At 31.7% G+C, this 14,899-nt stretch carries 16 protein-coding genes; 4 read left to right on the forward strand and 12 right to left on the reverse strand.

Features of this window, described 5'->3' with window-relative positions:
• Positions 1–5: 5 nt before the first annotated feature.
• The 11 genes from B4J88_RS03775 to kdsB form a co-directional block, all read right to left on the reverse strand.
• Complete coding sequence (locus B4J88_RS03775) at positions 6–626, reverse strand: DDE-type integrase/transposase/recombinase (RefSeq protein ID WP_291066450.1); 621 nt, start codon at positions 624–626, stop codon at positions 6–8.
• Positions 627–649: 23 nt separating this feature from the next.
• Positions 650–916, reverse strand: a complete 267-nt coding sequence (locus tag B4J88_RS03780) for a transposase (protein ID WP_291066452.1) — start codon at positions 914–916, stop codon at positions 650–652.
• Positions 917–1,111: 195 nt separating this feature from the next.
• Entirely contained in the window at positions 1,112–1,636 is a 525-nt protein-coding gene (locus B4J88_RS03785) for a DUF4136 domain-containing protein (RefSeq protein ID WP_291047250.1), read from the reverse strand.
• An 84-nt stretch (positions 1,637–1,720) separates the two neighbouring features.
• Positions 1,721–2,236, reverse strand: coding sequence for an NUDIX hydrolase (locus B4J88_RS03790; RefSeq protein ID WP_291066454.1), 516 nt, complete (start codon positions 2,234–2,236; stop codon positions 1,721–1,723).
• 19 nt (positions 2,237–2,255) lie between these two features.
• The gene (gene xerD / locus B4J88_RS03795) at positions 2,256–3,143 is read right to left on the reverse strand and encodes a site-specific tyrosine recombinase XerD (protein ID WP_180905186.1); all 888 of its coding nucleotides are present in this window, start codon (positions 3,141–3,143) and stop codon (positions 2,256–2,258) included.
• Complete coding sequence (locus tag B4J88_RS03800) at positions 3,144–4,727, reverse strand: S41 family peptidase (RefSeq protein ID WP_125349766.1); 1,584 nt, start codon at positions 4,725–4,727, stop codon at positions 3,144–3,146.
• A 7-nt stretch (positions 4,728–4,734) separates the two neighbouring features.
• Complete coding sequence (locus tag B4J88_RS03805; RefSeq protein WP_125349767.1) at positions 4,735–5,178, reverse strand: deoxycytidylate deaminase; 444 nt, start codon at positions 5,176–5,178, stop codon at positions 4,735–4,737.
• 6 nt (positions 5,179–5,184) lie between these two features.
• Positions 5,185–7,146 (reverse strand): site-specific recombinase Gcr, encoded by a 1,962-nt coding sequence (locus B4J88_RS03810; protein ID WP_280035452.1) that lies wholly within the window; start codon positions 7,144–7,146, stop codon positions 5,185–5,187.
• A gap of 108 nt (positions 7,147–7,254) precedes the next feature.
• Positions 7,255–7,923, reverse strand: coding sequence for a LolA family protein (locus tag B4J88_RS03815; RefSeq protein WP_221627915.1), 669 nt, complete (start codon positions 7,921–7,923; stop codon positions 7,255–7,257).
• 79 nt (positions 7,924–8,002) lie between these two features.
• Positions 8,003–8,554 (reverse strand): HNH endonuclease, encoded by a 552-nt coding sequence (locus tag B4J88_RS03820; protein ID WP_038332702.1) that lies wholly within the window; start codon positions 8,552–8,554, stop codon positions 8,003–8,005.
• Positions 8,555–8,698: 144 nt separating this feature from the next.
• A complete protein-coding gene (gene kdsB, locus B4J88_RS03825) occupies positions 8,699–9,442 on the reverse strand; it encodes a 3-deoxy-manno-octulosonate cytidylyltransferase (RefSeq protein WP_291066457.1) in 744 nt (247 codons plus the stop codon).
• A gap of 200 nt (positions 9,443–9,642) precedes the next feature.
• Here kdsB and B4J88_RS03830 point away from each other — a divergent pair, with 200 nt between their 5' ends.
• The 4 genes from B4J88_RS03830 to B4J88_RS03845 all read left to right on the forward strand — a co-directional run bounded on the left by B4J88_RS03830 (position 9,643) and on the right by B4J88_RS03845 (position 13,863).
• The gene (locus B4J88_RS03830; RefSeq protein ID WP_291066458.1) at positions 9,643–10,434 is read left to right on the forward strand and encodes a DUF3822 family protein; all 792 of its coding nucleotides are present in this window, start codon (positions 9,643–9,645) and stop codon (positions 10,432–10,434) included.
• Positions 10,410–10,952 carry an RsmD family RNA methyltransferase gene (locus tag B4J88_RS03835; RefSeq protein WP_125349771.1) on the forward strand — a complete coding sequence of 181 codons (543 nt, stop codon included), beginning with the start codon at positions 10,410–10,412 and terminating at the stop codon, positions 10,950–10,952. The genes B4J88_RS03830 and B4J88_RS03835 overlap by 25 nt, the downstream gene beginning before the upstream one ends.
• Before the next feature lie 134 nt (positions 10,953–11,086).
• Entirely contained in the window at positions 11,087–13,255 is a 2,169-nt protein-coding gene (locus B4J88_RS03840) for a TonB-dependent siderophore receptor (protein ID WP_291066461.1), read from the forward strand.
• Between the two features lie 119 nt (positions 13,256–13,374).
• Positions 13,375–13,863 carry a TlpA family protein disulfide reductase gene (locus B4J88_RS03845; protein WP_125349773.1) on the forward strand — a complete coding sequence of 163 codons (489 nt, stop codon included), beginning with the start codon at positions 13,375–13,377 and terminating at the stop codon, positions 13,861–13,863.
• A 68-nt stretch (positions 13,864–13,931) separates the two neighbouring features.
• On the opposite strand, the gene B4J88_RS03850 is transcribed toward B4J88_RS03845, so the two are convergent.
• On the reverse strand, positions 13,932–14,882 hold the full coding sequence (locus B4J88_RS03850) for an FKBP-type peptidyl-prolyl cis-trans isomerase (protein WP_125349774.1): 951 nt from the start codon (positions 14,880–14,882) through the stop codon (positions 13,932–13,934).
• Between the last annotated feature and the right edge of the window lie 17 nt (positions 14,883–14,899).

The raw sequence follows: 14,899 nt of genomic DNA on the forward strand, positions 1-14,899 counted from the left end.
TTCAATCAAAGAGTTTTGCGTAGGTTTGCCAAGTTTGATATAATATAATTCAATTGCTTTTTTTGACAAAATAGTTTTTGTTTTTCAACGATAAATTCTGTACCATTATCTACTCTAATTTTCTCAGGTTTCCCTCGCCATTCGATTAGTTTTTCTAGTTCAGAAATTACTTTAGCTGAAGGTAAACTTGTGTCGATACAAATACTCAAAATTTCTCGATTAAAATCGTCTATAATATTCAAACTTCTCACGCTTTTTCCGTTTTCTAAACTATCATGCATAAAATCCATACTCCACGTTACATTTGGATAAATCGGACGTAAAAGCGGCTCTTTAATCCTTGCAGGAAGTCTTTTTTTACGTTTATTACGTAGGTTAAGTTTCATCGAAGTATAAATTCGATAAACTCGTTTATGGTTCCAAGTAAAGCCTAAATTTCGTAAACGATAATGCATCATCCAAAAGCCCCAAGTTTGATGCTCGTTGGATAGTGCTATCAATTGAAAACATATTTTTTCATCCTCATCTTTACGTACTTTTTGATAATAAAAAACGGATGTTCTTAAGTTAAATAGACGACAAGCCCTGCGAGAACTTAGTTGATGTTTTGCTTTTGAATACAACACCAATTCTCGTTTTTCACAAGGCGTTATAGCTTTTTTTCGATAACATCTTTTAAAACTACGTTTTCTAAAGTAAGCTCTGCTACAATTTTTTTATATTGAGACAATTGCTTCTCTAGTTCCTTTAATTGAGCTAATTGATGGGCTTCCATTCCGCCATATTTACTCTTCCATTTATAAAAAGTCGGTTGGCTTATTCCATGTTCACGACAAATTTCATTGACTGTTTTGCCTTGATTTTGTTTTGATAAGATCTTGACGATCTGAACTTCTGTAAAATTGCTTTGTTTCATAATTATCCCTAAGTTAATAAACTATATTTTTAAACGTTCCGTTTTTTAGGGAAGATTACAACTGAAAGTGCCGTTTTGAATAAATTATTTCAGTTAGAAAAACACGCTGGAGACCTCATTTTACCGTTGGAATCGGATATTCAAATCAGTCAAAATTTTAAACAAAAAACCTTGAGAAAAATCTCAAGGTTTTTGTTATTTCTTTTTAGGTGGAAATTTTTGCAACAATTTCGTTACACCTTTCTGAATATTTGCTGCACGAGCTTCTGGCGAAGCTTTCAATGGCATTTGAATTTTCAAGGTTCCTTCCCAAACCAATCTTCCTTCATCCTTCATCGAAATCGTATAATTTTGATTTAATTTTTGAGACATAATCGGAATTCCAACCGAAACTCCACCTCCAAAACCATAGCCACCCGTTCCCATTCCAATTCCAACATTAGAATTTTGTTGTTTTGAAACATATTCTTCTGGCTTCACGTCTAACGTTAAATTTCCATCATTCGACTTCTGAAAACCTCTGTATAACATTCCTTTTTCAATCGAAGAATATAATCTAGCAGAATCTAAATCATTCAATCCTAAATTTCCTGTTTGCGTAAAAGAATACGTTCTATTTGTTTCAAAATCAAAATCTCGGTCATAATCTACCGCTACATTCTGCGTGCTACACGAAACCATTGTTAGGAAAATAGCACTTAATAAAAGTATTTTTTTCATTGTTAATATTTTAATGATGAGAACCTGAAACGAGTTCAGGTTGACAAATCACGCCCGGTTGAACTTATTTCAACATCATGTGAACTATTTCAAAGAATTAATATAAATTTCTACCACTTTTCTTAATGAATCAAAACCAATGTCGTCTAAATTAATTTCGTTGATAGAAACCCACTTCACTTCTGCTATTTCATCTCTTTCAAGAGTAATTTCTTCGTCTGGAAAATCAGCAATAAATGCTAAATCACACGTTTTATACGGAACTTCTTTGTACTCGTATGTATTGGGTTGCGAAAGAAAATACTTGAAATTCTCTAAAGGAATTTTAATTCCTAATTCTTCTTCAATCTCTCGTTGACACGTTCTTTCTGCCGACTCATCTGGATCTGTAAATCCACCAGCTAAATCTAACATTCCCTTTTTTGGTTCTTTATTACGAACAGTAAACAAGATTTTGTCATCTTTTTTAAGAATAACCGCCACCGCAGCTGCTACATTTTGATAATAAACCAAATCACAATTGTTGCACGACATTTTTCTAAAATCAAAATGATCGATAGAATGTCCACAATTTGGACAAAATTTAAACGATTTTATCATCTTTTTAGGTTAATGATTATTATTTATTTCTTGGATGAAATTTAATAATCGCATCTCGAATAAATTCTTGATCAACATGCGTATAAATTTCAGTCGTCGTAATACTTTCGTGTCCCAACATTAACTGAATTGCACGAAGATCTGCTCCATTTTTCAATAAATGAGTCGCAAAAGAATGGCGAAACGTATGCGGACTTATTGTTTTTTTAACTCCAGCAATTATCGATAATTCTTTAACGATTGTAAAAATCATCACACGTGTAAGGTTTTTACCTCGTCTATTTAAGAACAAAAAATCTTCGAAACCAGCTTGTATAGGAAGATGAATACGAATACTTTCTTTGTACAAGTTAATATATTTTATCGTATAATCGCTAATCGGAACAAGTCTTTGTTTGTTTCCTTTCCCAATGACACGAATAAAACCATCATCAAAAAAAAGATCAGAAATTTTGAGATTTATCAATTCCGAAACACGCAAACCACAACCATAAAGCACTTCTATAATCGCACGATTTCGCTGTCCTTCAGGTTTTGACAAATCAATTACTTCAATCATTTTATCAATTTCTTTTTCGGAAAGTACATCAGGAAGTTTCATTCCAATTTTTGGAGTTTCGAGCAAAGAAGTTGGATTATCTTCTCTAAAATCTTCGAGTTGTAAGTACCCAAAAAAGCTTTTCAAGCCAGAAATCACACGTGCTTGCGAACGCACGCTATATTCGCTAGATGCAAAATCGTGTACAAAATCCCTTAAATCATCTTGTGAATAATCTAAAGGTTGTTTATCAGAATAATTAATTAATTTTTGAATATCGCGTAGATAACCTTCAATTGTATTAGCAGAAACTCTTTTTTCTAATTTCAGATACATTTGATAGTCATACAAAGCATCTTTCCACAGCATTTACTTCGTTATTTTTTCAAGTTCAAAAATACGCTTTATCATTTCATCTTCGGGCATCCAAACTTGATAAAATGCACGAGAACCATATAAAGTTCCAGCAATTGTGGCTTTCATGTAGTTATCAACAGTTGTTGAAAAGACAGGGTTAAACTCATTTGAAGGAATTCCTAAAACACCTAAAAACTCATTTCTATACATCCCAGCACTAAAATATTTTAGATAAATTGCTTCGTTATGAAACATGAAAAAATCGTGAATTGAATAAATTTTCTTGAATAAAAAGTCATTAAAATAATTTGCATCTTGATTATAATACAACCAATTCGAAACCGAATTTGTATCTAATGCAACAAACTCATCAGGAATAATTCCACCACCACCGTACACTTTTTTACCTGAAGGCGCCGTAAACTCTAAGTCTTTATTAATTTTAATTGAATCTTTACTATATAATTCACCCGATTTTAATCGTTTGTATAAATCGTCACTGTATTTTGCAGTTTTTTTATCAAATGGTTTTTGAATAGATCGTCCAGAAGGTGTGTAATAATTCGCAACTGTTAAACGAACTTTGGTATCATCGCCCAAATTAATTTCGCGCTGTACCAAACCTTTACCAAACGAACGACGACCAACGATAATTCCGCGTCCATAATCTTGTAACGCTCCCGCAACAATCTCACTCGAGGAAGCAGAATTTTCGTCCATTAAGACGTAAATTTTTCCTTGTTCGAAAAGACCTTTATTTGTAGCGTAAATATATTTTTTACGTTTTTGTTTGTCTTGTGTGTAAACAATTAATTCATTTTTTGTTAAAAATTCATCGGCTATTTCTTCGGCAATATGCATGATTCCACCTGGATTTCCACGTAAATCAAAAACCAAAGTTTTCATTCCTTGATCCAATAAATTTTGTAAACCTTCGTGAACTTCATTTGCAGAATTTTCAGAAAAACGAGTCAATTTAAGATAACCAATATCTTTCGTTAACATATGTTTTCCAGTAACCGTAGGAATTGGTACAATAGTACGATTTAGCGTAACAGAAATTGGTTTTTGATCGCGAATAACAGATAGTTTAACTTCCGATCCTTTCTTCCCCTTCAATAAACCTTCTATTGTTTTATTATCTTTTGCAACCAAAGATTGATTATCTGCAGCAATTAATTGATCTCCAAATTCTAGTTTGCCATAATTTTTCGTTCCAGGTAAAGTACGTTCAACAACAATGGTGTCATTCATTGTGCGAAATTGAATTCCAATTCCAACAAATTCACCTTTCAATTGCTCCTCTGCCTTTTGTACAGAAGCTTTGTCGATATATGTACTATGTGGATCTAGCTTGGCAACCATATAATGAATCGCATCATCAACCAAACTATCCGAATTAACATCGTTCACATATTCATTGTCAATCAAAGAAACTAATCGACGAATTTTTTGTTCGTTATCCGAATATTGCAAACCTACAACATCCTTGTTTTCATCGAACGCAAAGTCGTATTTTTTCCCAACCATAAAACCGATTAAGAAAATAATTATCACAACTAATACGATATTAATAACCTTGAAAAAACTTCTCATTGAAATGTTAACTGTATAATTCTTCTTCTGTAATTTGTCTAATTGTAATTCCTGATTTTTCTAAAAACTCTAACCCAGAAAGATCTTTGTATTGTTGAATGTAAACGATGCGCTTTATACCTGCTTGTAAAATAAGTTTGCTACAATCTGTACAAGGCGAAAGTGTGATATACAATGTCGCTCCTTCTGCAGATTGTGTAGAAGTTGCACATTTTAGAATTGCATTTGCTTCGGCGTGCAAAACATGCCATTTTGTATTCCCCTCTTCATCCTCGCATTTATTCTCAAAACCACTTGGCGTACCATTGTAACCATCAGAAATAATCATTCGATTTTTAACAATAATTGCACCAACTTTTTTGCGTTCGCAATAGGATAGATTTGCCCATTCAAAAGCCATTTTAAGATAAGCTTTATCGTAACGTAATTGTTTTTCTAAGTTCGTTTCCATTTCTAACTAAGCTTCTTCTTTGTTTTTTGTCCATAAAGGCGGAATAAAAAATGGTAATGGATTTCGGAAAAATGCTTTTAATGTATGTGAAATCATTGTAAAAATCTTATAAAAAGGAATATTATTAGATCTCATTGCCATTAATAATGATAAGATAAAACTAACTAAGAAGTTGCTCCAACCTACCATAAAAATTGCAATAAAACCAATAATCATTGGTCCAATATCAAAATGATAACCCATTCCTCCAATACCAATCGCGAAGTTTCCTGAAACGAAAGTAATGTGTCGAATATCGAAAGGTTGACCAGTAAAATCTCCAATCAAAAAAGCACATCCCATCATAAAACCGAATGCAACATTACCTACAACTCCACCCATATTTTTCTCAAACCAATTCGAAATTCTTCTTCGTCTACGTTCTGAAAATGATTTCTTCAAAATGGGATGATTATAAATACGTTCTGGAATATTATGAAAACGTTGATTATTAATTGTAATTCCCGAAATTAATCCTGAAAGGAATAAGAAGACTCCAGCAATTGCTCCAAAGTAAAAAATATGCCAATCCATTGTCACCACTTCTTCCCAATAATGATAAGCTTTAGAATATTTTAAAACTTCTAATCCTAAGATTTCGTTCAGTAAATAAAAAATTCCTAATGAAACAACAAAACCAGCAACAACATTTCCTAAAAAAGCAATCATTTGGCTTCTTACTAATTGCGCAAATAAAGTTGTAAAATCTTTCACATTCAGTTCAGAACCTGAAGTCGGTACAAGCGAACGAGCTAAACGAGCCGCTGTCATAGAAGGCTGTTTTGTAGCAAGTGTCATATGTGTCAAATAAATCGTACAGAAACCAACAGCGTAATTAATACTAAAGAAAAACGCTTTAAACAGTGGCGATGTATCATGTATATTTCCAATTCCTGTTTTGATAAAACACAAAAATGAAACGATAAAACCACCTCCACAAGCTGTCCAAAACATCTTATTATACTCTTTGGCTGTCTGCGTAATATATTTTTCTCCCGTCTTACCATTATGATAAGTCACTAAGAAAGTGATTAAATAAACCGTAGAACCTAACTGATTACTCATAAAGTTTTTCGGGGCATAAAATTCAACCCATTTCTTTGTTGCAAGACTATAGAAAGAAATTATTCCGTGTAATCTTAGTTCATTATAACTGTTTAAAATTGTTTGTAAACGAACCAATTGTTGTTGCAAACGATTGATTTTTGATGCAACTTTCAATGAAATTCCTTTGTAATCTTTTTGCGTTAAAATATCATTTAACAAATGTTTACACTTAGAAATACTTTCTTTAATCTCTAACATATCAAATCCAGCTTGCGGATTTTCGATAATGTTACTAATCTGCATCGAAAGTTTAGAGAATGGATTGTCAAGATAATTAACTTCGTTGCTGTAACGCATCATTTCTTTATCCGAAAATCCTCCAGTAATACGAACCGTCAAAATAGAAATTGCTTGTAAAAGCTGATTCTGAATATTGTTAACGTTTCCTTTAAAATTATCTGGTTCGATATCTTGATACAATACTTCGAAAAATTTTCGCCAACGATCTCTTGGAATAATTCGGATTGCTGATAAGTTTTTCGAATTATAAAAAATCTCATTTACCACAGAAGTTAATTCATTATTATCTTCGATATCTGGTAAAAGAGAATCCATTATTTTCTTTCGAAAAATGGATAATAAATTATCTTCCAGATGAATTCCACTATCTACTAAATAGCTAACGAAATTGATTTTCCCGAATGTATTTTGAAGTTCTTCGCGAAAAATTAATCGATATGTAGGGTTATTTTGAAGTTTAGAAATTAGATCATCTATAAAAGAAATTGAATCTGGATAATCTTTTCTTGCTTTCTCTAATAATCTTAGAAAAAAGCTCTTCTCGTATTTTTTATTTTGATCAAATATAGAGTCTAAAGCCATATTTTAATTTCTTCATTCAGAGTACAAAAGTAAAAAACTTATACTACCTAAGCAGTATAAATCAACAGAAATAAAAAAGTGATTCTTGATGAACCACTTTTTATATATTTAGAATTTAAAATTTTTCTTATCTATTGCTGGGTTGATTTTTATGTCATTAAATTTTATCACATATTCTCCTCCATCAACTGGTTTTCCTACCACTTTTGTGGCAAAAGATAATCCGTTATACGTCTTGAAATTAGAGTAATAAAGTGTTTCGTCTTTATTTTTTTCCATTACAATTTCGTACGAATTTTTATCAAAACAATATATTGTAGAATTTGTATTTTTTGTTAATTCTATTTTGTAACAGCTATTATTTTGATCGTATTTATCTACACCTAAGTATTTTACTTTAAATCCTTTTTGTTTATATTTCAAAATATCCGAATCAAAAGAGTCTGGTTTATAATCTTTTACAGCTACATTTTTCTTAGCAACTTCACTGTATGTCCATCCCATTCTACCATCATATCCTTCGTTCAAGATTTCTTTTCCATTCATCACAAACACTACTTTTTTGTTGTAAGGGCGTTGATGATAAACAATCATTGGATAAGAATCTCCAACATTTATAATGGCTTCTCCTTTTAGGATAATACTGTTCAAATTATTCCAAGCTGCTTCACCTCCTGTTTTTTGAATATGAGTTTCGATTATTTTCTCTGCATTTTGTGCAAATGTAGTCACAGAAAATAATGAAATCATAAGCGCGCTAAACGTCAATTTCGACATAAGAACTTTTTTAATTTTTAACAATCTGTCGAACAAGATATAAAAACTAATTTAAAGTTCTGTAAAGAAATATTGTCTTTTAGTCTTTTTTAACTTCTATATGAGCCCAATTTTCACCTCTTAAAATACGGTAAACCTGACCTTGAGAAATATTAAATTGTTTTGCTAGTGTAGAAATTTTTGTTTTTCTATTTGGATCAATTAATTTCTTTTTCAGACGAATAACTTGTGCTTCTGTCAACTTACTATTTGGAATACTGTCTAAACGAGAACGTCCTTTCATCATTCTAAATAAATCCTTGTTGTGCTCTTTCCATTCGTCCAATGTTGCCCATTTCAAATTATCCATTGCGTTGTTTAATTTGTTATGATCCAAATGCACTACATATTCTTTATTGTCTTTATTTGGTAAAAAAGTTTCGGCAACCATTTTATGTACATATTTAGCTGTACGTTTTCCGTCTGCTTTTGTTACCCAAATCGCACGATAACCATTGTTAATCGCTCCTTCTAAGATTTTGTATTTATCTTGTCCTGTGTATAATTTTTTTACAAGACCATCTTTTGAAACTAAAAAGGATCTTTTTTCAATTAATCCTTCTGCTTCGTATTCTTTCCATGAATCACTCATAATCACTATTTTACTTATTTACTCCATTTTACAACAACATTCATACCGAAATATTTTTTTAAGTATTAATTAACTTAATTATTTCATTTCCACGTCAAGTATAGCTGATTTTAGGGCAAATATAAATCATAAAAAGTTTAAAGATTATTTTTTAACAATAGTGGATAAGTACTTTTTTGCACGCTCTAAATCTTCTGGTGTATCAATTCCTACTCCTATCGATTCGGTTTCAATCACTTTAATCTTCATTCCATATTCCAAATAACGTAATTGTTCTAATTTTTCTGCACGCTCATTTTGACGCATTTCAAGTGTTGAAAACTTCAATAAAGCTTCTTTTCTAAACGCATAAATCCCTAAATGACGAAAATAATTTGGTGTAAAATTGGTTTCACGAGCAAATGGAATTGCTGAACGCGAAAAATAAAGCGCAAAATCGTTGATATCAGTGACCACTTTCACAAAATTAGGATTGTTGATATCTTCTTCTTTTATAATGGATTCTTTTAAAGTCGCCACATCTACAGTTTTTCCCATTTCTCCATCAAAAGAGGATAAAATATCTGCCAACGCTTTTTCGTTCACAAATGGTTCATCACCTTGCACATTCAAGATAATATCACATTCTATATCTTGTATAGCTTCTGCAATTCTATCGCTTCCCGTTTCATGATCTTTGATACTCATAATTGCTTTTCCGTTGTGCGAAACGATTTCATTAAAAATCAAATCAGAATCTGTCACCACAAAAACATCGTCAAACAAATCAGTTGCAACAACATTTTCGTACGTCATTCTTATCACAGTTTTATCGCCCAATTGTTGCATCAATTTACCTGGAAAACGTGTTGCTGCATAACGAGCTGGAATTACGGCTATTTTTTTCACAATTTTTAATTTCAAATTTCTGTAAATTTAAAATAGATTCGGCTGAAATGCTTCTTTAATCAACAAAATAATTATAGTATCTTTGCTAAAATAAATTTTCTGTATGAAGATTGCTTTCAAAATTTTGTTATTTTTGATTTCATTAGGATTAATATATATCTTAATCAGCGAGTTAAAAATTCAAGGATAAAGAAAAATTTATGTCAAAAACAACTCAACGTTCGTTAGCGATTTTACTATCTCACGATATGCTTAGTTATATTACCAAAACAACCGACGGAGAAACGACTTCGTACTCGGATGTATATGACTATTCGGTAGATTTTACAAATCTTAACAAAACGGAAATTGAGATTGAACATGAATTGCGTTCTAATTTGACTTTGCTACAAGAATATGATTATGTGCATATTTGTTTTTTGTCGACAACTGTAAATGTTGTTCCAAATCACTTTGCGCACAAACCTTTTGAGGAATTGTTATCACTTTCTAACTATAGTCCTGTAAAATTAGCGATTGATTGTCCTTTGGAAAATGTAGATGCTTCAATTATCTACAATATTCATTATCCACTAAAAGATATTTTGCTTTCGTTACCGAATTTGCAAAATGCGCGTTTGTATCATTCGGGCAAATTCTTGGTTGATTATGGAATGATTAATTCTAAAAACGATGAAATTTATATCAATTTAATGCATCAAAAATTAGAAGTTTGTGTGTTAAGCAATGGAGAATTTATTTTTTATAATCTATTTGAAACAAAAACGAAAGAAGACTTTTTGTTTTACATTTTGTATACATTAAATCAATTAAATATTAGTCCAAATACCGTTTCGTTATATGCTTTTGGTGATATCTTAAATTCGCCAGATTTTTACGAAACTTTACAAAAATATGTGCGTCATATTTCGTTTAACGAAGCAGACAAACAACTTGGGCAATATTTTACATTATATAAATTATTCGAATGCGAATCATTTCAGGAACATTAAAAGGAAAAAGAATCACAGCACCAACTAACTTGCCGGTGCGCCCAACAACAGACTTCGCGAAAGAAGCTTTATTTAATATCTTAAACAACGAATGGTATTTCGACGAAATTACCGTTTTAGATTTATTCTCTGGAATAGGAAGTATTTCATTAGAGTTTGCTTCGCGTGGAGCAAAAAAAGTAACTTCGGTTGATAATTTCTACGGTTGTGTAAAATTTTTGGACGAAACAGCGAAACAATTAAAATTAGATGAAATCATTACAACTGTAAAAAGTGATGTCATTAAATATTTGGACAAGCAACCAATCAAAAAGTTTGATATTATTTTTGCTGATCCTCCTTACGATTTGGATGTAGAAACTTACAAAAAAATCCCAAATTTGGTTATCGATAATCAATGGTTAGAAGAAGGTGGAAATTTTGTTTTAGAACACCCATCAAGCATTTCTTTTGAAGAGCATCCAAACTTTGTACAACACAAAAAATACGGAAACGTACACTTCTCTTTTTTCGAGTAAACATCCATTTTCTTAAAATATTTAACAAAATCGACTGATAGATGATATCTATCAGTCGATTTCTTTTTTTTATTTATACTAAGTCTAATTAAATTTGCACTATTAATTTTATTTAGAATAAATATATATAACATATGAAACGAAATAATCTTCTACTTGCGTCAATTACTCTGCTTAGTTTTTCTACGGCATTTGCTCAAGAAACAACGAAAGAGAAAAAAGATTCAATTAGCAATCTACAAGAAGTTGAAATTTTTGGAGATCGTAACAAGAATCAAAGAGGTTTAGAAACAATTACACGTTTTCCTGCAAATCCTCAAGATCAAGTTCAATCTATTTCAATTATTTCTGAAAAGTTAATTGAAGAACAAGGTGCACAAACAATCACGGATGCAACTCGTAATGTACCAGGTGTTACGTTATTTGGAAATTATGGGGGTATTCGCGAATCGATGTCTATTCGTGGATATAGAGGAGTTCCTGTCTTAAAAAATGGTGTTCGTATGGACTCTGATTTCCGTACAGGATCTGCTGTTATTGATATGGCTGGTGTAGAATCTATTCAAGTTATTCGTGGTTCTGCTGCGGTTACACAAGGAATTGGAAATGGATTAGGTTCTGCTGGTGGTGTAATTAACGTTACAACAAAAACGCCACGTTATATTAACCAAGGACATATTTCTGCACAATATGGAAGCTGGAATACTTTCCGTTCTACATATGATATTCAACGAACAGTTACAGAAGATAAAAATTTAGCTTTCCGTTTAACAGGTTCATATAACAATGGAGATAGTTATAGAGATGTTATTAACAGTAATTCTTTCTATGTAAATCCATCTATGGCTTGGAAAATTGATGATAAAACTGAATTTGTTGCTGAGTTTGATTATTACAAAGGAGATAAAACGCCAGATCGTGGAACTATCAATTTAGGAGATAATTTTACTGAAGCTTTATACGATATCGGTGATAAATTTATGGGATATGATATCGATAATACCGAAATCAAAAACTATTCTTACGCTGCTCGTATTACAAGACAGTTAACAAATAATATTAGTGCTAGAGTTGCTTACTTTAGTAACTTCTACAACAGTGACCAATTAGGAGCAACGTTAGCTTCACCAAAAGGAAGTACAGAATATAACATTCGTAATCGTGGATTAGGTCGTTCTTTTAGAGATGATAGAAACTCGACTTTACAAATTGACTTGATTGGTAAAGATATGAGATTTGGTGATTTCAAATGGAATTGGCAAGCTGGATATGATTATACAATCAACCGTTTAGAAACAAGAACTGCAGATGGTATCGGAACTATTGATCAAATTGATGTTTTCAAAGATATTAACCATTCGATCAACTTAACTCCTGAGCAAGAAGCTAAATTAGCTTGGAACAAAGACAAAACAAATCTATCAAGAGGTTATTCTTACGGATTTATGACACAACATCATTTCTCTTATAAAGATTTAATCACATTTGTTGGAGGTTTACGTTATAGCTATTTAATCGATAACCACGATGGTGTTGTAGATCCTGTTGTTGGTTTAGTTGTTTCTCCTTGGAGAAATGTAAATGCTTACATTACTTATGCAACAAACACAAGTTTACGCTCTGCTTTAAACATTATGACTGATGGAAGCAAAGCTGGACCTTCTGTTACAGATCAAGTAGAAGTTGGTGTTAAAACACAATGGTTCAACGACCGTTTACGTGCAAACGTAGTTTACTTCAACATGAACAACGATAACTTAACATTCGAAACATACGAAAATCAAACAGCAACTGGTTTATACGAAAAAGCTGGTAATTTGAGACGTAAAGGTATTGAGTTTGAAGTTGCTGGTCGTCCATTACCAAACTTACAAGTTATGTTAGGATATGCATACTTAGATGCTGGTTACCACGATTCTCCTCAATATGTAGAAGATTCAAGACCATCTAATGCGCCTTACAATACAGCAAATGCTTGGGTTCAATATAAATTTATTGAAAATAATTTCTTGAATGGTTTCACTGTTTCTGCTGGTGTTTACTACGTAGGTTCAAGACCATCTAACGAACAAAGTTTAGATCGTGATGCTCATGGTAATTTCTACGGAGGAAGCAAACCTTTCTTATTGCCAGATTATTATACATTAAATGCGCAAGTTGGATATTCTATGAAAAGATTTGACTTCCGTTTATTCTTTAATAACATTACAGATCAGTTAGGATACAATTCTTACTTCCGTGGAGGTTACATCAACCAAATCGATCCATTTAATATGGCTGCACAAGTAAATTTCAAATTCTAATTTTCTCAGAGTTAAACATATTTTTAGCATTTATTTAATAGGAAAACGACAGTTTTATAAACTGTCGTTTTTATTTTGGATAGAATTGACTAACTTCCGTCAAAATTTTTCTTAAAAACATGAAAACAAAAATTACTGCTTTATTGATATTCTTTTGTTCGATTTTTACATTTGCACAAACAGAAAATACGCTAAAATCTATTCCAGAATTTTCTTTTGTAAAAATGCAATCCGAAGGAATTTTCAGTTCAAAAGATATCAAAAAAGGAAAACAAACGTTAATCGTTTTATATTCGCCAACGTGTATTCACTGCCAATTAACCTTGAATCATTTTAGCAATAATTACGAAGAACATTTAAAAAATACTCAGATTATTTTGGTTTCTGAATACGAAGCAAAAGACGCTATCCCTTTCCTAAAAGAGCACGCATCTAATTTTGTAAACAATAAAAATGTAGAATTATTATATGATTCTAATTACGAATTTGGTCCAATTTTTCAACCAACTTCTATTCCTACATTTTATTTATTCGACAAGGATAAAAATCTTGTTACAATCAAAAAAGGTTCTGTAGAAGCAAATCAAATTTTTAAATATTTGAAATAATTTAAAAATTAATCCATAAAAAAAATCCACTCAATTGAGTGGATTTTTTTGTTATATCTAATCGATGATTATTTACCTTGTTGTGCTTGAGCTTCGAATTGTTTTTGTAATTCTTTAATTTGCTCTTCAGATAAACCTTGTCCTCCTTGCGCACCTGGTTGACCTTGTGGCGCTGGTTGACCTTCTTTAAAGTCTACTAATTCTACTTCGAACTCTAATGCTTGGTTTGGTCCAATTTGTCCTCCAGGAGCTCCCATTTCACCGTAACCTAAGTTAGCTGGAATATAGAATTTGTATTTAGATCCTTTAGACATTAATTGTAAACCTTCTGACCATCCTGGAATAACTTGGTTCAAAGGAAATTCTACACCTCCTTTAGCTTCAGGGTTTTTATCTGTACTGTCAAAAGTTTTACCAGTAGCTAAAATTTTACCAGTATATTTTACTTTAACAATACTATTAATGTTTGGTTTAGCACCTGTTCCTTCTTTTTCTACAACATAAACTAATCCAGAAGCAGTTGTTTTAGCACCAGAAGTTTTTTTCTTCTCGTCTACTAATTTTTTAGACTCGTCTGCATTTTTCTTAACCAAGTTTTGTTGGTGATTTTTTGCATACGTATCTAAAATTCCCATTCCCGCTTCTTGTGTAATCAACAATTTTTTGTGACGTACAACATCCATAATCCCTTGAACAATAATATCCTTGTCCATTTGATCTAATTGTTGTTGGTTAATAACCGTCTCAATTTGCTGACCAACTTGTTGACCAATCGCGTAAGATTCTCTACCTTCTTTACCTGCTTTTAAGTAATCACGGATCCCTTTTTCTAATTGATCGTAGTTGATACTATCAGTTTCAACTAAACGTCCTCCAAGACCTTTGATTTGCTCACCAAGACCAGTTCCGAAAGCATAAGAAGCTTTTTGATCTTCGCTTTCTAATTTGTCTACAGATTTTCCTTTGTTACAAGACACTAACGACGCAACAACAAAAATCCCTAAAAGAACTTTTTTCATTATTTATAAAAATTTAT

This window comes from Empedobacter sp. UBA5036, assembly GCF_002415215.1.
Taxonomy (GTDB): domain Bacteria; phylum Bacteroidota; class Bacteroidia; order Flavobacteriales; family Weeksellaceae; genus Empedobacter; species Empedobacter falsenii_B.

Excerpts from the sequence above, each read along its gene's own strand:
- B4J88_RS03780 (WP_291066452.1), bottom strand. The coding sequence starts at position 916 with ATGAAACAAAGCAATTTTACAGAAGTTCAGATCGTCAAGATCTTATCA.
- B4J88_RS03785 (WP_291047250.1), bottom strand. The coding sequence starts at position 1,636 with ATGAAAAAAATACTTTTATTAAGTGCTATTTTCCTAACAATGGTTTCG.
- B4J88_RS03790 (WP_291066454.1), bottom strand. The coding sequence starts at position 2,236 with ATGATAAAATCGTTTAAATTTTGTCCAAATTGTGGACATTCTATCGAT.
- xerD (WP_180905186.1), bottom strand. The coding sequence starts at position 3,143 with ATGCTGTGGAAAGATGCTTTGTATGACTATCAAATGTATCTGAAATTA.
- B4J88_RS03800 (WP_125349766.1), bottom strand. The coding sequence starts at position 4,727 with ATGAGAAGTTTTTTCAAGGTTATTAATATCGTATTAGTTGTGATAATT.
- B4J88_RS03805 (WP_125349767.1), bottom strand. The coding sequence starts at position 5,178 with ATGGAAACGAACTTAGAAAAACAATTACGTTACGATAAAGCTTATCTT.
- B4J88_RS03810 (WP_280035452.1), bottom strand. The coding sequence starts at position 7,146 with ATGGCTTTAGACTCTATATTTGATCAAAATAAAAAATACGAGAAGAGC.
- B4J88_RS03815 (WP_221627915.1), bottom strand. The coding sequence starts at position 7,923 with ATGTCGAAATTGACGTTTAGCGCGCTTATGATTTCATTATTTTCTGTG.
- B4J88_RS03820 (WP_038332702.1), bottom strand. The coding sequence starts at position 8,554 with ATGAGTGATTCATGGAAAGAATACGAAGCAGAAGGATTAATTGAAAAA.
- B4J88_RS03830 (WP_291066458.1), top strand. The coding sequence starts at position 9,643 with ATGTCAAAAACAACTCAACGTTCGTTAGCGATTTTACTATCTCACGAT.
- B4J88_RS03835 (WP_125349771.1), top strand. The coding sequence starts at position 10,410 with ATGCGAATCATTTCAGGAACATTAAAAGGAAAAAGAATCACAGCACCA.
- B4J88_RS03840 (WP_291066461.1), top strand. The coding sequence starts at position 11,087 with ATGAAACGAAATAATCTTCTACTTGCGTCAATTACTCTGCTTAGTTTT.
- B4J88_RS03845 (WP_125349773.1), top strand. The coding sequence starts at position 13,375 with ATGAAAACAAAAATTACTGCTTTATTGATATTCTTTTGTTCGATTTTT.
- B4J88_RS03850 (WP_125349774.1), bottom strand. The coding sequence starts at position 14,882 with ATGAAAAAAGTTCTTTTAGGGATTTTTGTTGTTGCGTCGTTAGTGTCT.